Annotated in this window: 21 protein-coding genes and 1 pseudogene; 15 read left to right on the top strand and 7 right to left on the bottom strand. The window is 72.2% G+C overall.

Features of this window, described 5'->3' with window-relative positions; translation table 11 throughout:
* The first annotated feature begins 42 nt into the window (after positions 1-42).
* The 4 genes from VF746_25655 to rpsU all read left to right on the top strand — a co-directional run bounded on the left by VF746_25655 (position 43) and on the right by rpsU (position 3,353).
* A complete protein-coding gene (locus tag VF746_25655; GenBank protein HEX8695827.1) occupies positions 43-1,329 on the top strand; it encodes an aspartate kinase in 1,287 nt (428 codons plus the stop codon).
* Between the two features lie 3 nt (positions 1,330-1,332).
* A complete protein-coding gene (locus VF746_25650) occupies positions 1,333-2,349 on the top strand; it encodes an aspartate-semialdehyde dehydrogenase (GenBank protein ID HEX8695826.1) in 1,017 nt (338 codons plus the stop codon).
* Positions 2,333-2,899 (top strand): NUDIX hydrolase, encoded by a 567-nt coding sequence (locus VF746_25645; GenBank protein HEX8695825.1) that lies wholly within the window; start codon positions 2,333-2,335, stop codon positions 2,897-2,899. Before VF746_25650 ends, VF746_25645 begins: the two co-directional genes overlap by 17 nt.
* Positions 2,900-3,137: 238 nt before the next feature.
* Entirely contained in the window at positions 3,138-3,353 is a 216-nt protein-coding gene (gene rpsU / locus VF746_25640; protein ID HEX8695824.1) for a 30S ribosomal protein S21, read from the top strand.
* A 243-nt stretch (positions 3,354-3,596) separates the two neighbouring features.
* Here rpsU and VF746_25635 read toward each other — a convergent pair.
* Positions 3,597-3,803: pseudogene (locus VF746_25635) on the bottom strand (cold-shock protein).
* Between the two features lie 214 nt (positions 3,804-4,017).
* Positions 4,018-4,194: a hypothetical protein gene (locus VF746_25630; protein HEX8695823.1), complete on the bottom strand. Its 177-nt coding sequence runs from the start codon at positions 4,192-4,194 to the stop codon at positions 4,018-4,020.
* A gap of 758 nt (positions 4,195-4,952) precedes the next feature.
* Between VF746_25630 and VF746_25625 the strand changes: the two genes are divergently transcribed.
* The 4 genes from VF746_25625 to VF746_25610 all read left to right on the top strand — a co-directional run bounded on the left by VF746_25625 (position 4,953) and on the right by VF746_25610 (position 14,130).
* Positions 4,953-10,445: a hypothetical protein gene (locus VF746_25625; protein ID HEX8695822.1), complete on the top strand. Its 5,493-nt coding sequence runs from the start codon at positions 4,953-4,955 to the stop codon at positions 10,443-10,445.
* Between the two features lie 607 nt (positions 10,446-11,052).
* Positions 11,053-11,874, top strand: coding sequence for a 2,3,4,5-tetrahydropyridine-2,6-dicarboxylate N-succinyltransferase (locus VF746_25620; protein ID HEX8695821.1), 822 nt, complete (start codon positions 11,053-11,055; stop codon positions 11,872-11,874).
* A gap of 4 nt (positions 11,875-11,878) precedes the next feature.
* Positions 11,879-13,003 carry a succinyl-diaminopimelate desuccinylase gene (gene dapE / locus VF746_25615; GenBank protein ID HEX8695820.1) on the top strand — a complete coding sequence of 375 codons (1,125 nt, stop codon included), beginning with the start codon at positions 11,879-11,881 and terminating at the stop codon, positions 13,001-13,003.
* Positions 13,000-14,130 (top strand): pyridoxal phosphate-dependent aminotransferase, encoded by a 1,131-nt coding sequence (locus VF746_25610; GenBank protein HEX8695819.1) that lies wholly within the window; start codon positions 13,000-13,002, stop codon positions 14,128-14,130. The genes dapE and VF746_25610 overlap by 4 nt, the downstream gene beginning before the upstream one ends.
* A gap of 109 nt (positions 14,131-14,239) precedes the next feature.
* Here VF746_25610 and VF746_25605 read toward each other — a convergent pair whose 3' ends face one another.
* The 5 genes from VF746_25605 to VF746_25585 all read right to left on the bottom strand — a co-directional run bounded on the left by VF746_25605 (position 14,240) and on the right by VF746_25585 (position 17,011).
* Positions 14,240-15,649, bottom strand: a complete 1,410-nt coding sequence (locus VF746_25605; protein HEX8695818.1) for a putative glycoside hydrolase — start codon at positions 15,647-15,649, stop codon at positions 14,240-14,242.
* Between the two features lie 234 nt (positions 15,650-15,883).
* Positions 15,884-16,105, bottom strand: a complete 222-nt coding sequence (locus VF746_25600; protein ID HEX8695817.1) for a hypothetical protein — start codon at positions 16,103-16,105, stop codon at positions 15,884-15,886.
* A 64-nt stretch (positions 16,106-16,169) separates the two neighbouring features.
* Complete coding sequence (locus VF746_25595; protein HEX8695816.1) at positions 16,170-16,397, bottom strand: hypothetical protein; 228 nt, start codon at positions 16,395-16,397, stop codon at positions 16,170-16,172.
* Positions 16,398-16,459: 62 nt separating this feature from the next.
* Positions 16,460-16,693: a hypothetical protein gene (locus VF746_25590; GenBank protein ID HEX8695815.1), complete on the bottom strand. Its 234-nt coding sequence runs from the start codon at positions 16,691-16,693 to the stop codon at positions 16,460-16,462.
* Between the two features lie 72 nt (positions 16,694-16,765).
* Positions 16,766-17,011, bottom strand: coding sequence for a hypothetical protein (locus tag VF746_25585; GenBank protein ID HEX8695814.1), 246 nt, complete (start codon positions 17,009-17,011; stop codon positions 16,766-16,768).
* A gap of 323 nt (positions 17,012-17,334) precedes the next feature.
* Between VF746_25585 and VF746_25580 the strand changes: the two genes are divergently transcribed.
* The 7 genes from VF746_25580 (at position 17,335) to VF746_25550 (ending at position 24,389) form a co-directional block, all read left to right on the top strand.
* Entirely contained in the window at positions 17,335-19,107 is a 1,773-nt protein-coding gene (locus VF746_25580) for an ATP-binding protein (protein HEX8695813.1), read from the top strand.
* Between the two features lie 35 nt (positions 19,108-19,142).
* On the top strand, positions 19,143-20,519 hold the full coding sequence (locus tag VF746_25575; protein HEX8695812.1) for a sigma-54 dependent transcriptional regulator: 1,377 nt from the start codon (positions 19,143-19,145) through the stop codon (positions 20,517-20,519).
* A gap of 143 nt (positions 20,520-20,662) precedes the next feature.
* Positions 20,663-20,821, top strand: coding sequence for a hypothetical protein (locus VF746_25570; GenBank protein HEX8695811.1), 159 nt, complete (start codon positions 20,663-20,665; stop codon positions 20,819-20,821).
* A 30-nt stretch (positions 20,822-20,851) separates the two neighbouring features.
* On the top strand, positions 20,852-21,496 hold the full coding sequence (locus VF746_25565) for a hypothetical protein (GenBank protein HEX8695810.1): 645 nt from the start codon (positions 20,852-20,854) through the stop codon (positions 21,494-21,496).
* Positions 21,497-21,541: 45 nt separating this feature from the next.
* Positions 21,542-21,949: a hypothetical protein gene (locus VF746_25560; GenBank protein HEX8695809.1), complete on the top strand. Its 408-nt coding sequence runs from the start codon at positions 21,542-21,544 to the stop codon at positions 21,947-21,949.
* Positions 21,946-23,367 carry an amidase gene (locus tag VF746_25555; GenBank protein ID HEX8695808.1) on the top strand — a complete coding sequence of 474 codons (1,422 nt, stop codon included), beginning with the start codon at positions 21,946-21,948 and terminating at the stop codon, positions 23,365-23,367. Before VF746_25560 ends, VF746_25555 begins: the two co-directional genes overlap by 4 nt.
* Before the next feature lie 395 nt (positions 23,368-23,762).
* On the top strand, positions 23,763-24,389 hold the full coding sequence (locus tag VF746_25550) for a penicillin-binding protein activator LpoB (GenBank protein ID HEX8695807.1): 627 nt from the start codon (positions 23,763-23,765) through the stop codon (positions 24,387-24,389).

Below are 24,389 nucleotides of genomic sequence, written 5' to 3'. Positions count from 1 at the left end.
TCGAACTGGGCACTGGGCACTGGGCACTGGGGACTTCGGTTCATGCTGGTCGTCCAGAAATACGGCGGCACCTCGGTCGGCACGTCCGAGCGCATCCGCGCGGTCGCCCGGCGGGTGGCGGATGCCCGGCGGCGCGGCGACGACCTGGTGGTCGTGGTCTCGGCGATGGGGCACACCACCGACGAGCTGACCGGGCTGGCGGCGGAGGTCACGGGGAAGGCGCGGCCGCAGGCCGAGCACGCGCGGGAGATGGACATGCTGCTCACCGCCGGCGAGCGGATCGCGGCGGCGCTGCTGAGCATGGCCATCCGCGAGGAGGGGTTCGAGGCGCGCTCCTTCACCGGGAGCCAGGCGGCCATCATCACCGACACCAGCCACACCGCCGCGCGCATCCTGGACGTGAGGGGCGACCGCGTGCGCGACGCGCTCTCCGAGGGGTGCATCGCCATCGTGGCCGGCTTCCAGGGGGTGAGCACCGCGCGCGAGATCACCACCCTGGGGCGCGGCGGCTCCGACACCACGGCGGTGGCGCTGGCGGCCAGGCTCGGCGCCGGCCGCTGCGAGATCTACACCGACGTCGACGGCGTCTACACGGCCGACCCGCGGCGCGTCCCCGGGGCGCGGATCATCCCCGTCATCTCGCACGCGGAGATGCTGGAGATGGCCACCTCGGGGGCGCAGGTCATGCATGGACGGGCCGTGGACATCGGCGCGCGCTTCGGGGTGGACATCCGCGTGCTCTCCTCGTTCGCGGACGGCGGTGGGGACGGCGGGGCGCCGCGCGGGACGCTGATCACGTCGAGGGAGGAGATGGAAGACCTGGTTCTGCGCGAGGTGACGGGGCTGGCGTCGAAGGGCGGCCAGGCCAAGCTGGTGCTGCGCGGCCTGGAGCCCGGGATGCGCACCCAGACCGAGCTGCTGGAGGCGCTGGCCGCCGCCGGGGTGAGCGTCGACATGCTCGCCGGGTCGTTCGAGGCCGACGGGCGGCTGCAGCTGCAGCTCACCGTGGCCGAGGAGGACGCGGAGCGGGCGGACGAGGTGGCGCACCGGGTGGCCGGCCGCTCCGGGGGCGCGCACGTGGCCGCGCACGGGGGGCTGGCGCGCATCGCCCTGGTGGGGCACGGGATGCACGGGCGCCCCGGCGTCTACGCCCGCGCCTACCGCGCGCTCCTGGACGCGGGCGTCGAGGTGCACGGGGCGTCGACCTCCTCGACGTCGATCACCGTGCTGGTCCCCGCCGAGCGCGAGGACGAGGCGCTCGTCGCGCTGCACGCCGCCTTCGCGCTGGACGGGCGGGGCGGCGCGTCCTCGCCGGAAGGGGAGGGCTAGACGATGCACGTCGCCGTCCTGGGGGCCACGGGCGCGGTGGGGCGCACCATGCTCGAGGTGCTGGCCGAGCGCCGCGTCCCCGTCGACCGGCTCACCCTGCTGGCCTCGGAGCGCTCCGCCGGGAAGACGGTGGAGTGGGGCGGGCGCGAGTGGACGGTGCAGCCCCCGAGGCCGGGCGTCTTCCGCGGGGTCGACGTGGCGCTCTTCTCCGCCGGCGGCGACCGCTCCAGGGAGTGGGCGCCGCGCGCGGCGGAGGAGGGCGCGGTGGTGATCGACAACTCCTCGGCGTGGCGGATGGACCCGCGCGTCCCCCTGGTGGTCCCCGAGGTGAACCCGCGCGCGCTGGCCGAGCGGCCCAGGGGGATCGTGGCCAACCCCAACTGCTCCACCATCCAGATGGTGGTCGCCCTGCAGGCGATCCGGAAGGCGGCGGGGCTCACCCGTGTCGTCGCCACGACGTTCCAGTCGGTGAGCGGGGCGGGGGAGACCGGGCGCGAGGCGCTGCGCCGCGAGGAGGGCGGCGAGGGGCTCGAGGGGGTGAAGCTGGGGGCTCCGGTGGAAGGCTCGCCCTTCACCCGGCGCATCGCCGCCAACGTGGTGCCGCAGATCGGCGACTTCGACGCCCAGGGGTGGACGGGCGAGGAGCGCAAGATGATCCAGGAGACGCGCAAGATCCTGGAGCTCCCCGAGCTTCCCGTGGCCGCCACCTGCGTGCGGGTCCCCGTCGACGTGGGGCACAGCGTGCAGGTGATGGTGGAGACCGAGCGGGAGCTCACGCTCGACTCGCTGCGCCTGGCGCTGGCGGCCTTTCCCGGCATCCTGATCGCCGGCGGCCCCGAGAGCTTCCCCACCCCGCTGGAGATCGCGGGCCGCAACGAGGTGTTCGTGGGCCGCGTGCGCGCCGACCCCGAGCTGCCGCGCACCTTCCACCTGTGGGTGGTGGCCGACAACCTGCGCAAGGGCGCCGCCACCAACGCGGTGCAGATCCTGGAGCGGCTGGACGGTGGCCGCCCGGCGTAGGCGCGGCGCGCGCGGCAAGGGCGGCGCGGCGGCCCGGGCGGTGGTGGAGACCAGCGCCGGCGGGGTCATCTACCGCTGGGCCGGCGGCACCGCGCACATCCTCCTGATCCGCGACCGCTACCGGCACTGGGGCTTCCCCAAGGGCCACGTGGAGGGGGGCGAGACGGCGGCCGACGCGGCGCTGCGCGAGGTGGCCGAGGAGACCGGGCTCACGGCGCTGCGGCTGGAGCGCGAGCTGCGCACCATCGACTGGTTCTTCCGCTTCCGCGGCCGGCTGATCCACAAGTACTGCCACTTCTACCTGATCGAGTCGCCCGACGGCGACACCTGCCCGCAGGTGGAGGAAGGCATCACCGAGTGCGTGTGGCTCCCCCTGCACCAGGCCATCGAGTCGATCTCCTACGACAACGCCCGCGAGGTCCTGCGCATCGCCGCCGACTGGCTGCGGGAGGCGGCGGGCGGGGTGCCGACAGACGGCTCGGGAGGACCATCGCCGTCGGAAGACGAGGCGCTCTCGTCCGCCGTCCCGGGCCGCTCTTCTCCCGGATGACGGTCTGTTTCATCTCACAGAGGGCACAGAGGACTTCATCGCGGTTCCTCCGTGTCCTCTGTGCCTCCGTGAGAGTCGAGCTGTCAGGGTGTGGCTGCCGAGGAGGTGGTCCGGAGGTCTCCCACGTTGACCTTCGGGCCGCGGCGAGGTAGGTTTCAGCGGGACGAACGACCGAATGGTGGGTTCGAAGACCTGGAACGCGAGCGGGCCAGGTCTTCCTGTATTCCTCGACGGAAGGATGAGCGTGGTAGAGATCCAGCTGGCGGAGACCGACCGCCTGGACTGGGCGCTGAAGCAGTTCCGGCGCCGGATGATCCGCTCCGGGATGTTCAAGGACATGCGCCGGAAGCGCTTCTACGAAAAGCCCAGCGAGGCCAAGAAGGCCAAGGCCAAGGCCGCCGAGCGCCGCCGGCACAAGGACCGGAAGCGGGCGGCCCGCCGCTTCGACTTCTAGGCCGCCCGGAAAGAGGATGGGGCAGGCGGGAAAGGCCCGGGCCAAGCCGGCCCGGGCCTTCGCTTCCCGTCGCGCGGAGAGCTACCAGTTGTCGCGGTCGCGGTCCCGGCCGCCGCCACCCCCGTAGCCGCCACCGCCGCCGCCGTAGCCACCCCCGCCCCGGCCGCCGCCGCCACCCCCGTAGCCACCCCCGCCCCGGCCGCCGCCGCCGCCGCTCCCACCGCCGCCGCCCGCCGGCGGGTCGAGCCGCGTCACGTTCTCGGCCGCGGGGCCCTTCTGCCCCTGCACCACGTCGAACTCCACCCGCTCGCCGTCCACCAGGGTGCGGAAGCCGCCCCCCTGGATGGCGCTGTGGTGGACGAACACGTCCCCCTCCCCACTCTCCCGGGTAATGAAGCCGAAGCCCTTCTCCGGGTTGAACCACTTCACGGTCCCAGTCTCTCTCGGCATGCTCGCCCGCCTGCGATGGTGATGTGTTGAACCTCCCCGCTGCATAAGGTACGCGCTGTCCCGGCGTCGGCAAGGGCAAAGTGCGATCTTTTTCGCTCGGATCGTCCGCGAGGCTCCCCGACGCACGCCGGCCGCGCCTTCCCGACGCAGCGCGCGGGCGGGGTCGCCCCCGCCCGCGCCGCGCGGAATCGCCCTTTCCCCGCGCCCTTTCCGCTCAGTGCCGCCCGCGCATCCGCCGGGTGACGTACATCCCCAGGGGCAGCGCCCACGCGGCGGTGGAGAGGCCCGTGCCGGCCATGCGCGTCCCGCGGCCCGCCGTCGGCCGCGACATCCGCCGCCCGGCCCAGGCCGCCGCCCCCATCATCGCCATCCGCATCAGCCTGCTCCGCATCGCGAGCCTCCCTTGTTTGCGTGGTAAGTGATTGCATTTTCGTCACTTGCAGGAATCGTGCGCGGATCCCGCCGCCACTTCCGCCACGCACTTCGCACTTCGCACTGCGGATTTGGGCGTGTCCCTCCGCCGCGCTCCGGGCCGGGCTGCGCGCGCCGTAGGGCAACAAACTACGTTGCCCAACGGCGCCGGGCCACCGCCGCCACGATACCCCCCGTGGCGGCGGCGTCCCGGCCCTGTCGGGCGCGCATCCCTCACGCGACCACCTTCCGCAGGGAGTGTCGCGAGGTCTGGTGAGGTGTCATCGCCGTGCTCCACTCGCCGGAGCGGCCCCTTTTATGCAAGGACGAATTATGCGTTTGTGCCCTTCCTCCAAGCACCTCTTCCGCGCCAATCCGTTCATAAATACCCGGGTCACATCTCCTGTGCGCCCGGTGCGCCCGGATGCACAGAAGCTGTGCAAATCCGGCTCGTTCGCTCCGGCGCTTTTGTCGGCGTAATCTGATACGGGCCAACCATTTACCTTTCACGCCACAAGATGGGAACAGGTGTTGCCGGTGCGCCCGCCCGGACCCCTCGCCGCCGGGCCCCCAGCCCGCGGCGCGGCCGAGTCCCACACTTGCGGACGCAACTCGCGGCGTGGAGGACGCCCGCGGGAAAACGTCCGGCGGCGCACCGGGGCGCCGCAGCCGGGCGCGGGAGAGGGTCGCGGGCAGAAGGGGTCCAGCCCATCGGTCACCCTGCACCGAAGGAGGACCATGCGACACTCTCGATGGATGGCCCCGCCGGGCGGGGCCGGAGCGGCGCTGGCCGCGGCGGCTCTGCTGCTGCCGGCCGCGCCGCTCGCGGCGCAGTGCGCCAACACGGTCGTGGCGGACGTGGTGGCGCTGGAGCAGTTCATCTGGTACAACCGCCTGGGCGCCCACGAGCCCGAGGGGATGATGTACGCCCTCAAGGACGACGTGGTGGGGATCAGCGGCGCCCCCGGCCCCGGCAACGCCCGGCTCCGGCCCGGTAAGCGCCCCCGCCCGCTCGTCCTGCGCGTCAACCAGGGCGACTGCCTGCAGATCAACTTCACCAACTGGCTCCCCACCGGCACCGGCGGCGGGCGCACCGGCACGCGCGCGGCCAGCGTGCACGTGGTGGGGATGCAGCTCGTCACCTCCATCCAGGACGACGGCTCCAACGTCGGCATCAACGCCACCTCCCTGGTGGAGCCGGGAAGCTCGCGCACCTACAAGCTCTTCGCCGAGCGCGAGGGCCCCTTCCTGATGTACAGCACCGCGCAGACCACCGGCGGCGACGGCGACGGCGGCCAGATCGCCAAGGGGCTCTTCGGCGCGGTGAACGTGGAGCCCCGGGGCGCGCAGTGGTACCGCAGCCAGCTCACCCGCGAAGAGCTGAACCTGGCCACCACCGGCACCACCGGCGGCGGGCAGCCGATCATCGACTACGAGAGGCGCTACCCGCTGGGGCACCCGCTCTACCCGCGGCCGATCATGCGGATGACCGACGGGAACCGGATCGTGCACTCCGACCTGTACGCCGTCATCACCGGTCCCAACCGGGGGAACTTCCCGCCGGGCACCTACCCCGACGACGTGATCGGCACCGGGTGCGGCGACCCGAACTCGGACCAGTGCATCTATCCAAACCGGCTCAAGCCGTTCCGCGAGAACACGGTGATCTTCCACGACGAGATCGGGATCGTGCAGGCATTCGAGAAGATCTTCGACTCGCAGCAGTTCGAGTTCACCCTGCACGGCGGCCGCGACGCCTTCGCCATCAACTACGGCACGGGCGGCATCGGCGCCGAGATCCTGGCCAACCGCTTCGGGCTGGGGCCGATGTGGGACTGCAACGACTGCAAGTTCGAGGAGTTCTTCCTCTCGGCCTGGGCGGTGGGCGACCCGGCGATGGTGGTCGACAACCCGCCGGCGGCGTCGTTCGACCCGAACAACCCGCCCGCGCCGGGGCCGCGGGCCACGAAGGCGCTCTACCCGGACGACCCGTCGAACGTGTTCCACAGCTACCTGAACGACCACGTCAAGATCCGGAACGTGCACGCGGGCCCCAAGGAGCACCACATCTTCCACCTGCACGCCCACCAGTGGCTGCACACCCCCAACGCCGACGGCTCCAACTACGACGACAGCCAGGCGATCGGGCCCGCCGGCGGCTACACCTACGAGATCGCCTTCGGCGGGGCGGGCAACCGCCGCAACACGCCGGGCGACGCCATCTACCACTGCCATTTCTATCCCCACTTCGCGCAGGGGATGTGGGGGCTGTGGCGGGTGCACGACGTCTTCGAGCAGGGCACCGTCCTCGACGCCAGCGGGCGCCCCGCGCCGGGCTCGCGCGCGCTCCCCGACGGCGAGATCGCGGCGGGGACCCCGATCCCCGCGCTGGTGCCGCTGCCCACCTACGCCATGGCGCCGATGCCCAACGCCACCATGCCGGGATTCCCCTTCTACATCCCCGGCATCCCCGGCCACCGGCCGCCCAAGCCGCCGCTGGACACGCGCTTCGACGGCGGGCTGCCGCGGCACGTGGTGAAGGACGGCACCGCCGCCTTCCCGGCGCTCAACACGCGCGACTTCTCGAAGCACGACGTGACGCTGCTGGTGAACTGGCTCCCCGAGGCCGGCACCCCGGCCGAGCAGGCGGCCATGAACTTCCACGCGGCGCCCGGCTACAACACGCCGATCGCCGACCAGTGGGCCACGCTGGGCTTCTTCGAGACCAACGGGAGGACTCCCAAGCCCGGCGCGCCCTACGCCGACCCCTGTCCGATCAACACCCAGAACCCGGACAGCATCAAGGCGGCGGCGTTCCAGATCGACGCCACCTACAACAAGGCGAACTGGCGGTTCCCCCAGCACCGGATGTTCGCGCTCTGGCACGACGTGCGCGACTTCTACGACAACGGGCGCGCCCCGGAGCCGCTCTTCATCCGCGTGCTGGACCGCGACTGCATCGACTACAGCCTGGTGAACCTGGTCCCCGAAGAGTACCGGATGGACGACTTCCAGGTGCAGACGCCCACCGACGTGATCGGGCAGCACATCCACCTGATGAAGTTCGACGTCACGGCCTCCGACGGGGCGGCCAACGGGTGGAACTACGAGGACGGCGCCCTGGCGCCGGGCGACGTGAGGAACCGCATCAAGGCCATCCGCGCGGCGAACGGGTGCGCCGAGCCGACCGACGCGAGGGACGGCACGACCACCTGTCCGCGGCCGCGCTACCACCCGTTCTTCAACTGGCACACCGAGTGGCTGGGGGCGCAGGAGAACGTGCAGCGCTTCTGGGCCGACGCCATCGCCGACGCGCGCCGGCAGGGCACCGTGTTCACCCACGACCACTTCGGCCCCTCCACCCACCAGCAGACGGGGCTCTACGCCGGCTTCCTCCCCGAGGACTCGGGGACCGTCTGGCGCGACCCCGAGACGGGGGTGCAGTTCGGCACCCGCAACGACGGCGGGCCCACCAGCTGGCGGGCCGACATCCTCTACACGGCGCTGCCCGACTCCAGCTTCCGCGAGTTCGGCCTGCAGATCGCCGACTTCGCGCTGGCGTGCGGGCGGGAGGGGTTCGCCACCGGCGTGGGGACGGGGTACTGCTACAAGGACCTCCCGGCCATCAACCCGCCGGGGAAGGACGAGGACGGGCTCCCCAACCTGCTGCGGCCCCCGCAGGCGCGCGGGGTGTGCCCCAACGGGATCGACCGGCCGCCGTGCCCCGAGATCATCTCGGCCGACGACCCCGGCACCATGCTGATCAACTACCGCAACGAGCCGGTGGCGCTGCGGGTGCGCAACCCGGCCACCAACCAGCAGGCCGCCGCGCCCGGCGGGAGCCTGGCGCGGGCGTTCGCCTCCGACGGCTTCCGCGCCGACGCGCGCTTCAACAACTTCGGGCCGTACGGCGCGCGCCCGGGCGAGCTCCCCGGCGACCCCTTCACGCCGCTCCTGCGCGTGTACGAGGACGACCGCATCGTCTTCCGGCTGCTGGTGGGGGCGCACGAGGAGAGCCACCAGGTGAACCTGCACGGCACCCGCTGGCTGTTCGAGCCGCGCTTCCCCGATTCGGGGTGGCGCAACACGCAGGGCGTGGGGATCAGCGAGTTCTGGGAGTTCAACCTCGACAAGCTGATGACCAACCGGCGCGACACGATCGCCGACTTCCTGTACCAGAGCGCCCCCGTGGACGACATCTGGAACGGGACCTGGGGGCTGATCCGCATGTACCGCCGCACCCAGCCCACCCTGCTCCGGCTCAACAACCTGGCCGTGTCGCGCTCGCTGGAGACGGCCGAGGCCGAGGCGGCCCTGGCGCCGGCCCGCCCCGACGGCTCCCCGCCCGAGTACCCGGACCCCAACGAGCCGGCCCAGTGGCAGGGCGCGAGCCCCGCGCCCGACGAGGCGGTCGTCGCCATGAGCTCCCTGGCGATCGGGACCGACGCCGAGGCCGACACCGTGATCACCGACAGCGTCGCGGCCGGGTACGGGACCGAGACCACGGGCGGGATCGACTACGAGGTGTTCGAGTACGACCCCGATACCCAGACCGAGACGGTGGTGAGCGACGACCCGAAGGCGGCCGAGAAGGGGCTGGTCCAGGACGCCACCGCCACCCAGACGATGGCGCTCAGGAGCACCTCCACCACCTCCTCCACCTCCACCTCGTCCACCGCCTGGTCGGGGAGCGGGGGGAGCGTGGCGCGCGGCTTCTACACCACCTGCCCGCGGGTGTCGAAGACGCGCTGGTTCGACATCGTGGCCACCACGGCGCGGCAGGCGCTGCCGGGCGGCCGGCTGGAGTGGAACCGGCGCACGGTCAACGGCGGCCCGCTGCACGACCCGTCGGCGATCATGTACGTGTTCCGCGCCGACCTGCGCCGCGACGGGACGCTGCGCGCGGGCGCGCCGGTGGAGCCGCTGGTGCTCCGGGCCAACGCGGGCGAGTGCATCCTGGTGCGGCTGCACAACTGGATGCGCCGTCCGCTCCTGGACCCGGCGGGCTTCAACACGCTCCCGATGATCGTGGACCTCTTCAACGCCAACCACACCCACCCCGACACCCTGGTGGGGCTGCACCCGCAGCTGGTCGCCTTCGACGTGCAGCACGCCGACGGCACCGAGGTGGGCGTCAACCGGCGCACCTGGGTGGCGCCGGGCGAGTACCGCTGGTACGTGTGGTACGCGGGCGACGTGCAGAAGGTGGGGAGGAAGTTCGTGGCCACCCCGATCGAGTTCGGGGCCACCAACCTGGCCTCGCCCGACCGGATCGAGCACTCCAACAAGGGGGCCGCGGCCTCGCTCATCATCGAGCCCCAGAAGTCGCGCCACTACCGCGACCCCGGCTCGCACGCGCTGGCCACCATCCGCGACGAGAACAACAACTTCCTGTTCCGCGAGATGGTGCTGCAGTTCCACGACGACGTGAACCTGCGCTTCGGCAGCGACGTGACGCTCCCCCGCTACGACTGCAAGTTCGAGGCGGGGAACCCGCACGACGCCGAGGAGGAGAAGGCGTGCGACCCGTCCAACCCGCAGCCGGGGTGGGTGACCTTCCGCGCGGGCGAGGCGGTGCCGAACCTGGCCGAGGCGGAGGACCCGGAAGACTCGGGGCAGAAGGGCTTCAACACGCGCACCGAGCCGCTCTGGTTCCGCATGGCCTTCGCGCCCAACGCCGAGCTCGACTTCACGCTCAAGAAGGACTTCCGCAACTCGCTGAAGGACGTGCAGGTGGGCGGCCGCCCGCAGACCCCGATCCTGACGGCGGGCGCGGGGCAGGCGCTGCGCATCCGCGTGCTGCAGTCGGGCGGGCACGCGCGGGCGCACGTCTTCAACCTGCACGGGCACATCTGGGAGGAGCTGCCCTACGTGAAGAACTCGCGCTTCCTGGGCCCCAACGCCCTCTCGGAGTGGAAGGGCGCGCGCGACGGGCACGGGCCGCTCAACCACTTCGACGTGCTGCCCAAGAACGGGGCGGGCGGGAAGTACCGGGTCCCGGGCGAGTACCTGTACCGCAACCAGCCGTCGTTCCTCTTCGACGGCGGGATGTGGGGGCTGATCAAGGTGAACTCGGCCACCACGACGACGAGCCCCACGACGCTGCAGCCCACGTCGTCGGAGCCCACGTCGCCGCAGACCGCCACGCTGCAGTCGCGGGACGGCTCGGCGCGCCTGGGCGCGTGCGTGGTCGACCCCAAGACGGCGCGGACCATCTGCAAGCGGCGGTAGTCTCCGTTTCGTGACCATCCTCCAGCCCGGCCCGCGGCGCCCGCCGCGGGCCGGCTTCTTTGGGGAAGTGCGAAAGTGCGAAGTGCGAAAGTGCGTGAGTGCGTGAGTGCGTGAGTGCGTGAGTGCGTGAGTGCGTGAGTGCGTGAGTGCGTGAGTGCGTGAGTGCGTGAGTGCGTGAGTGGCGCGTACCCAATGCTGTCATTCTGAGGCCCGGCCACACGGAACCAGCATCCGCACGAACGACGGCAGGGCCGAAGAATCTTCTCACCCTGGCAGGTGGGTCGGGCGCGGCAGCGACACGGATGCCCGCTCGCTTCCATGTCCGTCTCTGCACCGATGTCCGCCTCCACCGCCGGTCCCGCCCCCGCATGCGGTTGAAGCCTCGTCCGCGCCGCCCCCGCGTCCCGCGCGGATGCCGGCCAGGCGAGGCTTTCCGTGGTTCCAGCCGCGGGTTCACCCGCATTCTCTCACCGCATTCCTCATCCACATCCCCTTATCCACATCCTCTTCCCGCGGACCCGCCCGCGCTTGTCGCGGCGGACCGCGCGGGCTACGTTCCGCGCCGGGCGTGGGGGCGGTGGACGACCGGCCGGAGGAGCGGGAGAGGATGAACCGGGAGAAGCTGGAGCGCACCATCTCGGAGGCGTACCGGGACCGCGAGCGGCTCGAGGACCGCGACGTGGCCGACGCCGTCGAGGCCGCCATCGAGCTGCTGGACCGCGGCCAGGCGCGCGTGGCCGAGAAGGTCGACGGGCAGTGGCGGGTGAACGCGTGGCTCAAGGAGGCCATCCTCCTCTACTTCGCACTGCGCCCGCTGGAGCCGATCGAGGCCGGCGACCTGCGCTTCTTCGACAAGATCCGCACCAAGCGCGGGCTCAGGAAGCAGGGGATCCGCGTGGTGCCGCCCGGCGTGGCCCGCTACGGCAGCCACCTGGAGCCCGGCTGCGTGCTGATGCCCGGCTACGTCAACATCGGCGCGTACGTGGGCGCCGGCACCATGGTCGACACCTGGGCCACCGTCGGCTCGTGCGCGCAGATCGGCAGCAACGTGCACCTCTCCGGCGGCGTGGGCATCGGCGGGGTGCTGGAGCCGCCCGGCGCCTCGCCCGTGATCGTCGAGGACGGCGCCTTCGTCGGCTCGCGCTCCATCGTGGTCGAGGGCGTGGTGGTCGAGGAGGAGGCGGTGCTGGGCGCCAACGTGGTCCTCACCGCGTCGACCCCGATCGTCGACGTCACGGGCTCCCAGCCGGTGGTGACCAGGGGCCGCGTCCCCGCGCGCTCGGTGGTGATCCCCGGGACGATGCCGAAGCAGTTCCCGGCCGGGACCTTCCACGTCCCCTGCGCGCTCCTGATCGGGCAGCGCAAGGAGTCGACCGACCGCAAGACGTCGCTCAACGACGTGCTCCGGACCTTCAACGTGCAGGTGTGAGCGCGTGACCGATACGAACACCGCGGCGCCCGCGGGGGCGGACCGCGACGCGTCGGCCCGGGTCCGCGACGAGCTGGCCGGGCTCACGCTGGAGCTCTGCCGCATCCCCAGCGAGACGCTGCACGAGGCCGAGATCGCCGCCCGGGTGCAGCGCCACTGCACGGTGGTGGCCGGCGCGGACGCGGTGCGGCGGATCGGCAACTCCGTGGTCTGCGACCCCTGCGCGGGCGACCCGCGCCGGCAGGGGCTCCCCGCGGTCGCGCTGGTGGGGCACCTCGACACCGTGCGCTGCGCCGAGCGGCAGGAGTACACCATCCGCGACGGGCGCGTCTACGGCTGCGGCGCCAGCGACATGAAGGGCGGCGTGGCGGTGATGCTGGCGCTGCTCGACCGCTGGCGCGAGCTGCAGGGCGCGCGGCCGGTGTGGATCTTCTACGACGCCGAGGAAGGGCCGATGGAGACCAACGGCCTGCAGCCGGTGCTCGACGGCAGCGTCCTGCCCCCGCTCGACTTCGCCTTCATCCTGGAGCCCACCGACCAGGGGCTGCAGCCCGGGTGCATGGGGACCATGCACGCCACGGTGACCGTGCGCGGGGTGCGCGCCCACAGCGCCCGGCCCTGGCAGGGCGAGAACGCCATCTACCGCGCCATCCCGCTGCTGGAGCGCTTCGCCGGCTTCCAGCGCCGCCCCGTCGCCTTCGGCGAGCTCACCTTCTACGAGGTGTGCGTGGTGACCACGGCGCTCACCGCCAACTCCAAGAACGTGGTCCCCGACGAGCTGGCGCTGAACGTCAACTTCCGCTTCGCGCCGGGGAACACCGCGGCGGCCGCCGAGGCCGAGCTGCGCGCGCTGGTGGGCGACCTGGGGGAGGTGGAGGTGCACGACTGCGCCCCCGCCGGCGAGGTGCACGCCGACCACCCGCTGATCCGCGGCTGGCGCCTGCGCGAGGGGCTCGCCGTCACCCCCAAGCAGGCGTGGACCGACGTGGCGCGCTTCACCTCGCACGGCATCCCCGCCGTCAACTTCGGCCCCGGCGAGACGGCGCAGGCGCACCAGGCCAACGAGTGGTGCTCCATCGACTCGCTGGAGTCGTGCTACCGGGCACTCCGGCGCTTCTTCACCCCGTGAACCCGCTGCTGGCCGGCATCGCGCCGTCGCTCATCCGGGCCATCGCCGCGCGCAAGCGGCCCGGCGACGTCGACCTGGGGATGGGCGAGCCCACCCTGCGCCCCGACCTGGCGCCGTTCGAGGCCGCGCTCGAGCGGGTGCGCGCCGAGGGGATCCCCTACACCCCCAACGCCGGCCTCCCCGAGCTGCGCGAGGCCGTCGCGGGCTACTTCGCCTTCCCGGGGAAGACCGCCGGGACGAACGTCTGCGTCACCATCGGCTCCGAGGAGGCGCTCTACCTGGTCGTCAAGACGCTCCTGGACCCGGCGCGCGACGAGGCGCTCGTCGTGGAGCCGTGCTACCTGGCCTACCCCAAGCTCTGCGCGCTGGAGGGAGTCCGCCACCGCACCGCGGCCCTCGACCCGGCGGACGGCTTCCGCCCCCGCGCCGACGCCGTGCTGGGCGCGCTCGGCCCCGACACGCGGCTGGTGATCCTCAACACCCCCTGCAACCCCACCGGGCGCGTCTGGCCCGAAGAGGAGCTGCGCCGGCTCGCCGACGGGCTGGCGGAGCGCCCCGGCCCGCCCGTGCACGTGCTGGCCGACGAGGTCTACCGCGAGCTGTACTACCTCCCCCACCGCCCGCCCTCGATCGCCGAGCTGTATCCCCATTCGCTGGTGGTCGGCTCGCTGTCGAAGAGCAACGCGCTCACCGGCCTGCGCCTGGGCTGGCTGGTCGCCGAGGCGGAGCCGGTCGCCGCGGCGGTGAAGGTGCACCAGATCGTGAACACCGCCGCCAGCACCTTCGCCAACCACGTGGCGCTGGAGATCTTCGCCCGCCCCGAGTCGCTGGCCGCGCACCGCCCGCTCTACGCCGCGCGCCGCGCGCAGCTCGTCGATCTTCTGGATCGGCACGACATCAGGCATGCCCCCATCGAGGGTGCCTTCTACTGCTTCGTCCGTCTCCCGGAGAAGCTGGCGGGCGATTCGCTCGCCGCGGCGGAGCGGCTGCTGGAGGAGCACCGCGTGGTCACGGTGCCGGGGATCGCGTTCGGGGAGGGCGGGGAGGGGTGGCTGCGGCTGTCCTGGGTGGCCGAGCCGGACGCGCTGGCCGCGGGCATCGAGCGGATCGCGGAGTTCTTCTCATAAAGGTTAGGTGACAAGCGAAAACGCCGCACCCCCGTTGAGCGGTGCGGCGCCTCGTCGTAGTTGAAGCCTCACGGGGTTCGTGAGGCTTTCTGCAGTCGTTGCCGCGGCTTCAGCCGCCCTTCCCCGAGCCGACCGCGCGAGACGAATCCGCCCCCGCACCTCCCGCCCGCGCCGCCGAGTCCCGCGCGGCCTGCGCCGCCCGCTCGGCCGCCTCGCGCTGCCGGATCACCTTGCTGAGCCGCCCGCGCGGCACCTCCCAGCGCAGCGGCCGCCAGCCGCCGCGCTCCAGCGGCGAGGGCGAGCCGTCCTTCGGGCGCAGCGCCGCGTAGTAGACCTGGTAGTTGCTCCCGGGATTCCACAGCACCCAGCTCTTCAGCCCCGCGTCGTACGCCGCCTGGATCTGGCTGCGCACGTGGCCGGCGCCGTAGGTGAGGCCGTCGTGCAGGTAGTCGGCGGTGAACGCCTGCAGCCAGGGGACGATCTCGCCCGTCTTCTTCCCCTGTTGCTGCACGAAGCGGGTGCGCTCCACCGCGTCCTGCATGGAGATGCGCACGATCTCGTACGGGTGCGCGTTGGGCCGGGCGAAGCCGTACATCCCCGCGTAGTAGTGCGACGGGTAGACCATCGGCAGCACCGCGTCGGCCGCGGTGATCACCTGCTCCCAGTTCTGCCCGATCCCCACGTCGCCCTCCAGGTGCGTCACCAGCCCGAAGACGTCGGCGGTGACCGGCACCTGGTACTGGGCGAGCTGCTGCTTCGAGTAGACGATGAAGTCGTGGATGTTGTCCGCGCGGCTCTTCCCGCCCGCGCCGGGGAAGGCCATGGTGCGCCGGCGCGCCTCCACCACGTCGGGGAAGCGCACGTAGTCCCACTGCACCTCCGCGAAGCCCATGTCGAGCGCCTCGCGCGCGATGGCGACGTTGTAGTCCCACACCGTGCGGTGGTACGGGTTCACCCACGGCTTCCCCTTCTGGTCCAGCCACACGCTGCCGTCGACGTGCCGGATGGCCAGCTCCGGCTTCTTCTCGGCCAGCATGCGGTCCTTGAACACCACGATGCGGGCGATCGGGTAGATGCCGTGCGCCTGGAGCGTGTCCACCAGCTGGGGGAGCCACTTCGACCCGGGGCGCTGGTCGGCGCCGATCTCCCTGGCCAGCGCGATCCCCGTGGAGTCGTGCGTGAGGTAGGTGTCCGACTCCTTGACGTCGATGACGAAGGCGTTGATCTCGGTCTCGTCGGCCACGCGGATCAGCTCGCGCATCCGCGAGCGCGACCCCGCCGCCCAGGCGTTCACGTAGAGCGCGCGCACCGAGTCGGGGCGCGGCACCCGGTCGCCGAAGCGCGCCCGCCAGCGCGCCAGCGAGTCCTCGCGCGCCCGCCGCGCCGCGGCCGCGGAGTCGCCCTCCCCCCGCCCGCGCGCGCCGCCCGGGCGCGTGCGCCCCTCCGACTCGCCGCACGCCGCCAGCGCGCAGGCCAGCCCCGCCAGCGCCAGCAGCCGCCGAGAACCCGTCGCTCTCACGATCCCCTCTTCCGGTCGAGGTCCACCGCTCCGGTCCCGCCGAATCTACCGCCGCTCCCGCATCTCCGCACCCCGTACTTCGTACCCCGTACTTTCGTACTCTCGTACCTTCGTACCTCGTACCTTCGTACCTCGTACCTTCGTACTCTCGCACTTCCCCGTGGAAACGAAGAGGCGGGCCCGGACTCGGCGTCCGGGCCCGCTCCACGGCCCGCGTGGGACGCGTGGACCTGCTTACATCTTGGTGGTGTCGCCGCCCATGGTGTCGTGCGACATGGTGTCCATGCCGGTCGTGTCCATCGGCATCGGGGCCGGCGGCGGCAGCGGGGCCGGCATCGGGGCGGGCACCACGGTGGTGGTGTCGCCGTCGGTGTCGGTGTCGTCTTCGCCGCCGCCGCAGGCCGTGAGCGACACGATCGCGGCGGCCGCGAAGATGGAGAGGGTGCGGATCTTCATGCCTTTGCCTCCGTTGGTCGGACGTGAAGACGGGCCCGCGCGCGGTCGGCGCGGACCCGGGAAATCACATCTTGGCGGCCGTGTCGGCCGTGACGGTGTCGCCGCCCATGCCGGTGTCGGCCGGCTGGGGCATCATGGTGTCCGCGGGCGTGACCGTCGGCGGCGTCACCGGGGCGGCGGTCTCCACGGCGGTGGTGTCGCCGCCCGCCGCGTCGTCGCCCTCGTCGCCGCCGCCGCAGGCCGCCAGCACCAGGGCCGCCGCGGCGAAGACGGACAGGGTACGGATCTTCATCTCTCGCCCTTGCCTGGGACGTGAAGCGGGGCCCGCGCGGCGCGCGCGGGCCCCGGGAGGACTCACGGCGCGGCCGTGTCGGTCGCGGTGGTGTCCATCATCCCGCCGGTGGTGTCGCCGGCCGGCGGCATCATCGAGGTGTCGGGCGTCATCGGCGCCGGGGGCGGCACGGCCATCCCGGTGTCGACGTTCACGGTGGTGGTGTCGCCGCCGGTGTCGTCGCCGTCGTCGCCGCCGCAGGCGGCGAGCGACACGACCAGGGCCGCCGCGAAGATCGAGAGGGTGCGCAGCTTCATCGTCTCAAGGCTCCAGGCTGGGTAGAGGCGGGCCCGCGCGCCGGTGCGCGGGCCCGGTGCTGCTCGCTCGGGTCAGGGAGTCGTGTCCTTCGCGGTGGTGTCGTCGTCGGCCTCGCCCTGGATGGTGTCGACGTCCGTGGTCGTCACCACCGAGTCCTGGGTCGGCACCACCGTCGGCTGGTTGATGGTGTCCTGGCCCGCCACCACCGAGGTGTCCTGGGCCGTCGCGTCGTCGCCGTCGGCGTCGTCGCCGCCGCAGGCCGTCAGGCCGACGAACGCCGACAGCGCCAGGATCGCGAGATAGCGGCTCTTGCTCATCGTGGTCTCCTTCGGTTGTGAGGCCGGGCTCTGCCGGCCGGGTGGTCCCTCGGTCCCGCGGCGCCCCTTTCGCAGTGGGTCCGCGGCCGGGCCCCGGGTAGGGGCAACGGGTGTGCCGGGGTCGGCCAGGGTGGGGCGCAGTGGCGGAAAGTGGCGCCGCTGCTTACTTTCCACGCATCGGGGAGCGCGTCCGGGGGCGTCCGTCCCCCCGTTCCGGAGCCTGCGGCGGGTGTTCAGTGAACACCCGGCGGGCGTTCAGTGAACGCGGGCGTCCGGCCGTGCAGCGGACGGAACGCCGCTCCCGCGGGAAAACGCAGGGTGCCATGCGAGGACTCTCCCTCCGCGTCAAGGTCTTCTTCCTCTTCGCCGGGGCCGCGCTCCTGATCGTGGTCCCCGCGCTCCTGCTGATCGCCGACGCGGTGAAGCGGCAGGCGTACCAGCGCGCCACCGCCGACGTGGAGAACGCCGGCGCGCAGCTCTTGCGCTACTGGGCGCTCCGCGCCGAGGGGCTGCAGGACAAGGTGCAGGTGAAGGCGGCCGACTCCGTCGCCACCGCCGCCTGGCTGGCCGGCCGCGAGCGGGCCCTGGAGCGGCGCCTGCGCAACGATGCCGACAAGGAGGTGGTGGTCGTCGTCGACACCACCTTCCGCACGCTCCTGGGGCCCGAGCTCCAGCGCGAGGTGCTGGAGACGGCCGCCGCCGGGGGGAGGCCGCTGGTGGTGCTCCCCGACTCGGGGCTCCCCCTCCTCCTGGCGGTGCGCGAGGCGTCGCGCGACACCGTCCGCCTGGGGTGGGTGGGGGTGGGGGAGCGGCTCTCGGCCTCGGGGCTCAAGAAGCAGCTCGCCGAGTCGAACGCCGAGCTGGCGCTCCTGGTGGGCGAGTCGGTGGTGGGGCTCACCTTCGACCCCGACAGCGCCCCGCGCGCCGAGGTCGAGGCCCTGAGCCGGGCGGTGGTGGGGCAGCCGCAGGGGGCCACCGAGCGCTACCCGGTGGGGGGGCAGACCTACCTGTCGCGGATCTATCGGGTCCCCGGGGCGGGACTTCCGGTGCGGGTGGCGGTCTTCCGCCCGGTGGCCGAGGAGCTGCGCATCGCGGAGGGGATCACCAAGTCGCTCTTCGGGATCGGCTTCCTGGCGCTGCTCACCGCCGTGGCGCTGGCGGCGCTGGTGGCGCGCATCGTGGCGCGCCCCACCCAGGCGCTGGCCGAGGCGGCCAAGCGGCTGGCGCGGGGCGACTACGACGCGCCCCTGCCGCGCGACTCGGGCGACGAGATCGGGCAGCTCTCCCGCACCTTCGGCGAGATGCGGCGCACCCTGGCCGAGCGCGACGCGCGGCTGCGCTCGGCGCAGGCGGAGATGATCCACCGCGAGAAGCTGGCGGCCATGGGGCGGCTGGTGGCGCAGCTCTCGCACGAGATCAACAACCCGATCTACAACATCCAGAACTGCCTGGAGGCGCTGGAGCGCCGCGGCGACCCCGGCGACCCCAACCGCGAGTTCCTGGAGCTGGCGCAGGAGGAGCTGGCGCGCATGGCCACCCTCACCCGCCAGCTGCTGGACCAGAGCCGGCCGCTCTCCGACGCCGCCCAGCCGGTGAGCCTGAACACGCTGGTGCACCGGGTGCTCACGCTGGCCGGCCCCGAGCTGCAGGCGCGCGGCATCCGCGCCGAGACCGACCTGGCGGCGGACCTGCCGCGCGTGGTGGTGCACCCCGAGGGGGTGCAGCAGGTGCTGGCCAACCTGGTGAACAACGCGCTCGACGCCATGCCGGGCGGAGGGCGGCTCCGGCTGTCGACCCGCGCCGACGCCGACGCGGTGGAGGTGGTGGTGGAGGACACGGGGACGGGGATCGCCGAGGCCGACCTGCCGCACATCTTCGAGGCGTTCTACACCACCAAGCCGGGGGTGGCGGGGATCGGGCTGGGGCTCTTCGTGTCGGAGGGGATCATCCGCGGCCACCGCGGCCGCCTCTCGGTGGAGAGCCGCCCGGGCGACGGGAGCCGCTTCACCGTGCGGCTCCCCCGCGAGACGCTCGACGAGGCCGCCGCCCCCGGCGAGCCGCGCCCCGACGAGGAAGCGGCCGCGGCCGCCGCCTGAGCACTTTCGCACTTTCGCACTCAGGACTTCGCACCGTGGTGACGACCGAAAAGCCCAGGATCCTGATCATCGACGACGACCGCGCCTTCCGCGTGGGAACGGGCGCGCTGCTGGCCGACGAGGGCTACGACGTGGACGCCGAGCCGGGGGGCGACCCCGGCCTCGAGCGCCTGCGCCGCGAGCACTACGACATGGTGCTGCTCGACCTGAAGATGCAGGGGCGCACCGGGCTCTCGGTGCTGGAGGAGCTGCGCGGCTCGGGGAACGACGTCCCCGTGCTGATGCTCACCGGCTACGCCACCGTGGACAGCGCGGTGCAGGCGCTCAAGCTGGGCGCCGACGACTACATCACCAAGCCGTGCGACAACGCCGTCCTGCGCTCCAAGATCAAGGCGGTGCTGGCCCGGCGCGAGCCGGTGCTGGGCGCCGGCGCGGCGCGGCTGGTGGGGAACACGCCGAAGATGCGCGACGTGCTGCGCGCTATCGCGCGGGTGGCGCCCACCGAGAGCACCGTGCTGCTGCGCGGCGCCACGGGCACGGGGAAGGAGCTGATCGCGCGCGCCATCCACGAGGAGAGCCCGCGCCGGTCGAAGCCGTTCGTGGCCGTCAACTGCTCGGCGCTGGCCGAGGGGCTGCTGGAGAGCGAGCTGTTCGGCCACGCCCGCGGCGCGTTCACGGGGGCGGTGTCGGAGCGCAAGGGGCTCTTCGAGGAGGCGAACGGGGGGACGATCTTCCTGGACGAGATCGGCGACGTCTCGCCCGCCATGCAGGCCAAGCTGCTGCGCGTGCTGCAGGAGCGCGAGGTGGTGCGGGTGGGCACCAGCCGCCCGGTGCAGGTGGACGTGCGCATCGTCGCCGCCACGCACCAGGACCTGGAGGCGATGGCCGAGGAGGGGAAGTTCCGCAAGGACCTCTACTTCCGCCTCAAGGTCTTCCAGATCCGCGTCCCCGAGCTGCGCGAGCGCCCCGAGGACGTGCCGGCGCTGGCGGCGGCCGCCCTGGCGCGCTGGAACGAGCGGGTGGAGCCGCACCGCCGCGTGGCCGGCCTCTCCGACGAGGCGGTCGAGGTCCTGCGCGCCTACGACTGGCCGGGGAACGTGCGCGAGCTGATGACCGCGGTGGAGTACGCCTGCATCGTCTGCGACGGCAAGCGCATCCTCCCCTGCCACCTCCCCGAGGAGGTGCGCGAGGGCCCCGTCTCCGAGCCGGTGTCGCACGAGGGGAACGGGAAGAAGGCCGAGGCGCGGGCCCCCGAGCCGGCGAAGCGCTACCAGGCCCCCGACGCCGAGCGCGAGCGCGAGGCGATCCGCACCGCGCTGGAGGAGGCCAACGGCAACCGGACGAAGGCCGCCGCCGCGCTGGGGATGGGCCGCACCACGCTCTGGCAGAAGCTCAAGGAGTACGGCCTGTGAGCGCCGGCCTGCGGGCGATCGTCTCGCCCGTGTCCGTTTTGGAGCACTGACAGGAAAGAAGTGTTGTGCTGGTTCGTCATTCTCCTCTTGAAATGGACGACCGGTCGTGCTAGCTTATGGAGACTCCATCACGAGAGGGAGATATGAAGAAGGTTCTCCGTACCGTGCAGCCCCCGCACAAGAGCAAGACCCTCACGTCCGCACAGGCTCGTAAGGCGATCCTGAAGGTGAGGGCTGAAGCGGAGGCGAAGCGGAAGAAGCGCAAGAGCCAGGAGAACCGTCCCGCCGAGCTTGCGCCGTAGGCGCAGGCTGCCCACCCGTGCTTACATCGTATGCCACCCAGCTACGACAGTAGCGTCTTCCTCAACTGCCCTTTCGATTCCGCGTACCGGCCTCTCTTCGAGGCCGTTGTTTTTGCCGTCTACGACTGCGGCTTCTATCCCCGCTGCGCGCTGGAGTCGGAAGACAGCAGCCAGGTGCGGATCGAGAAGATCAACGGCATGATCCGGCAGTGCCGTCTCGCGATCCACGACATCTCCCGCACGCAGCTCGACAGGGCCAACCGGCTCCCGCGCTTCAACATGCCCTTCGAGTTCGGGATCTTCATGGGGGCGAAGGCGTTCGGCGCGCAGGAGCACCGGCGGAAGGCGTGCGTCGTGCTCGACAGCGAGCGGTACCGCTACCAGAAGTTCCTTTCCGACATCGCGGGCCAGGACATCCGGGCTCATGGCCGGAAGGCCGACCGCGCGATCCACGTGGTGCGGGACTTCCTCTCCACGCACTGTCCACCGGACGTCCTGCTGCCAGGCGGTGAGGCGCTGGTGGGGCGCTACCGGGAGTTCCGCCGCGAGCTGCCGCAGTACTGCACAGAGTTGCGGCTCGATCCGGCGAAGCTCACTTTTCGCGAGTTGACGGTCCTCATCGCAAATTGGATCGGCCTTTTTCCCCTCCCCCATCATCCGCCGGCGGATGGTTGAGCGCGAGGGAGAGCCACCATTGTCTCCTCCACCATCCGCATCCGCATGACCGAGACACCGCAGAACCCCACCCGCCGCGACTTCGCGAAGGCCGCCGTCGCGGCCGCGGTGGCGCCCGTGCTGGGTCCGCTGGCCGCGTGCGCGTCCGGCGGCCCCGAGCCCGCGCCGTCGCCGGCTCCCGCTCCGGCTGCCGCCGCGCCGGGCGGGACGCCGACGGCGCCTTCCGCGCCGCCGCAGCGGCAGAACGAGCAGGAGCGCGACCCCGTGGCCGAAGAGCTGATGGAGGCGCTCCGGGCGAAGTACCGCGACCGGCTCACTGCCGAGCAGTGGGAGGAGGTGCGCAGGGGGATCGAGGGGAACCTGCGCGCCGCCAGGACGCTGCGCGAGTTCGAGCTGCCGATCTCCACCGAGCCGCCGTTCGCCTTCCGCGCCTACCGCGGAGGTGGGCGGTGATCCCGGTCGAGACGCTCTACCTCCCCGTCGCCGCGCTGGCGGAGCAGCTCCGCTCGCGCCGGCTGGACCCGGTGGAGCTGGCGGAAGCGTACCTGGACCGGCTGGAGCGCCTGGGGCCGCGGCTCGGCGCCGTGGTGACGCTCACGCGCGAGCGGGCGCTGGCGGAGGCGCGCGCCGCCAGGGCCGAGATCGCCGCCGGGCGCTACCGCGGGCCGCTGCACGGCGTCCCGTACGGCGCCAAGGACCTGATCGCCGCCGCGGGCTACCCCACCACGTGGGGGGCGCAGCCGTACCGCGAGCAGCGCTTCGACCGCGACGCCACGGTGGTCGCCAGGCTGAAGGAGGCCGGCGCGGTGCTGGTGGCCAAGCTGGCCTCGGTGGAGCTGGCGGGCAGGATGGGCTACGAGCAGGCGAACGCCTCGTTCACCGGGCCGGGGAGGACGCCCTGGAACCCGGAGTACTGGAGCGGCGGCTCGTCCAGCGGCCCCGGCGCGGCGGTGGCGGCCGCGCTCGTCCCCTTCGCCATCGGCTCGGAGACGTGGGGCTCCATCACCACCCCGGCAGCGTTCTCCGGGGTCACGGGGCTGCGCCCGACGTACGGCCGGGTGAGCCGCGCCGGCGCCATGGCGCTGTCGTGGACGATGGACAAGATCGGCCCGCTCTGCCGCACGGCCGAGGACTGCGGGCTCATCCTCCAGGCGGTCGCCGGGCCCGACCCGCTCGACGAGGCCTCGGCCGACCGCCCGTACCGCCACGACGCGCGTCTCCCGGCCGGGAGGAAGCCGCGCATCGGCGTGCTGAAGGGGCTGGCGGAGGGCTCGCAGCCCGAGGTGCAGCGCAACTTCGCCGCGTCGGTCGAGGCGCTCTCCGACGTCGCCGAGATCGTGCGCGACGTGACCCTGCCGAAGTTCCCCTACGGCGCCGCGGCGGGGATCATCATCGACGCCGAGGCGGCCAGCATCTTCGAGGAGCTGGTCGACTCGGGGCGCGTGCACGAGCTCACCGCGCCCGAGGACCGCATCGGCGGCTACCCGGGGCAGGTGGTGCTGGCCAAGGACTACCTGCGGGCGATGCGCATCCGCACCCCCGCGGCGGTGGCGATGGACCGCTTCTTCGTCGAAGGCGGCTTCGACGCGCTGGCGCACCCCACCCGCCCGACGGTGGCCTACCCGGTGGGGAAGAAGTTCAGCGAGGCCTACAGCGACGCCCGTGGCGGCGGCGAGCCGATCGGCGGCGCGGCCAACCTGCTGGGGCTCCCCGGCATCGCCCTGCCGAACGGCTTCGGGCGCGAGAGCCTCCCCACCTCGTTCTCGCTCACCGGCCGCGCCTGGGACGAGGGCGTGCTGATCGCCCTCGCCGCCGAGTACCAGCGCCGCACCGACTGGCACCGCCGCACCCCGCCCGCCTTCAGCACGTAGGGCGAGATCCGCCATTCCGCCCAAGACAGTCCCGATTGCGAATCCTGCTACTGAAAAGCCTCACGCAGAGTTAGCAGAGTCAGCAGAGAACAACAGGGGTTCCTCTGCTAACTCTGCTGACTCTGCGTGAGACATGCAGTTCATCGGATCTCGAGTGAGAGATCGTCGGCGTGGATGATGGAAGACGGTCGTCCGACGCCATCGCCCGTGTCCCTCCGCCGCGAACGCCTGTCCACCGGCGATGACACCGACGGCTGGACGCCCGTCGAGCGAAAAAGCTAAGTCGTTGCTTGCAAACGAGATGATTTCGGCCGCAAATCCGGTACGGCCGATGCAGGCCCGCCGCGCCGTCTGAAACACCACCCGCCGCAGGAAACCCAGTCCGTGGAGACCCGATGAACCCGCTCGCACGCGCATCGCTTCGCGCGGCCGCCGCCCTGGCGGTAGTCCTCGTCTCGGGAGGCTGCGCCACGCAGGTCACCCGCATCTCGCCCGACCAGCAGATCGACCTCTCCGGGCGCTGGAACGACGTCGACAGCCGCCAGGTGGCCGACGCCATCATCCACCAGAGCTTCGAGAGCCAGTTCGGGCAGAGCTGGGCGCTGCAGTACGCGCAGGCCAACGCCGGCCGCCGCCCCACCGTGATCGTCGGCAGCATCCGCAACCGCAGCATGGAGCACATCCCCGTCACCACCTTCGTGCGCGAGCTGGAGCGGGCCTACCTGGCCAGCGGCCAGGTGCAGGTGGTGGCCAGCGCCGAGGAGCGCGGCGAGGTGCGCGAGGAGCGGCTCGACCAGCAGGAGCACGCCTCGGCCGACACCCGCGCCCGGCTGGGGAAGGAGCGCGGCGCGCAGTACATGCTCCAGGGCGACATCAGCTCCATCGAAGACCGCGAGGGCGGCCGCCGCGTGGTCTACTACCAGGTCGACATGACGCTGGTGGACCTGGAGAGCAACGCCAAGACGTGGACCGGGCAGCACCGCATCAAGAAGTTCGTCGAGCGGCCCCGCTTCCGCCTCTAG

This window comes from Longimicrobium sp. (assembly GCA_036389795.1).
Taxonomy (GTDB): domain Bacteria; phylum Gemmatimonadota; class Gemmatimonadetes; order Longimicrobiales; family Longimicrobiaceae; genus Longimicrobium.
This window is presented reverse-complemented; position numbering and strand designations above follow the sequence as displayed.

Coding starts and splice junctions, on each gene's coding strand:
- VF746_25630 (HEX8695823.1), bottom strand. CDS start 4,194: ATGCGGAGCAGGCTGATGCGGATGGCGATGATGGGGGCGGCGGCCTGG.
- rpsU (HEX8695824.1), top strand. CDS start 3,138: ATGAGCGTGGTAGAGATCCAGCTGGCGGAGACCGACCGCCTGGACTGG.
- VF746_25595 (HEX8695816.1), bottom strand. CDS start 16,397: ATGAAGATCCGTACCCTGTCCGTCTTCGCCGCGGCGGCCCTGGTGCTG.
- VF746_25590 (HEX8695815.1), bottom strand. CDS start 16,693: ATGAAGCTGCGCACCCTCTCGATCTTCGCGGCGGCCCTGGTCGTGTCG.
- VF746_25600 (HEX8695817.1), bottom strand. CDS start 16,105: ATGAAGATCCGCACCCTCTCCATCTTCGCGGCCGCCGCGATCGTGTCG.
- VF746_25560 (HEX8695809.1), top strand. CDS start 21,542: ATGACCGAGACACCGCAGAACCCCACCCGCCGCGACTTCGCGAAGGCC.
- VF746_25570 (HEX8695811.1), top strand. CDS start 20,663: ATGAAGAAGGTTCTCCGTACCGTGCAGCCCCCGCACAAGAGCAAGACC.
- VF746_25585 (HEX8695814.1), bottom strand. CDS start 17,011: ATGAGCAAGAGCCGCTATCTCGCGATCCTGGCGCTGTCGGCGTTCGTC.
- VF746_25550 (HEX8695807.1), top strand. CDS start 23,763: ATGAACCCGCTCGCACGCGCATCGCTTCGCGCGGCCGCCGCCCTGGCG.
- VF746_25620 (HEX8695821.1), top strand. CDS start 11,053: ATGAACCGGGAGAAGCTGGAGCGCACCATCTCGGAGGCGTACCGGGAC.
- VF746_25625 (HEX8695822.1), top strand. CDS start 4,953: ATGCGACACTCTCGATGGATGGCCCCGCCGGGCGGGGCCGGAGCGGCG.
- VF746_25580 (HEX8695813.1), top strand. CDS start 17,335: ATGCGAGGACTCTCCCTCCGCGTCAAGGTCTTCTTCCTCTTCGCCGGG.
- VF746_25655 (HEX8695827.1), top strand. CDS start 43: ATGCTGGTCGTCCAGAAATACGGCGGCACCTCGGTCGGCACGTCCGAG.
- VF746_25650 (HEX8695826.1), top strand. CDS start 1,333: ATGCACGTCGCCGTCCTGGGGGCCACGGGCGCGGTGGGGCGCACCATG.
- VF746_25565 (HEX8695810.1), top strand. CDS start 20,852: ATGCCACCCAGCTACGACAGTAGCGTCTTCCTCAACTGCCCTTTCGAT.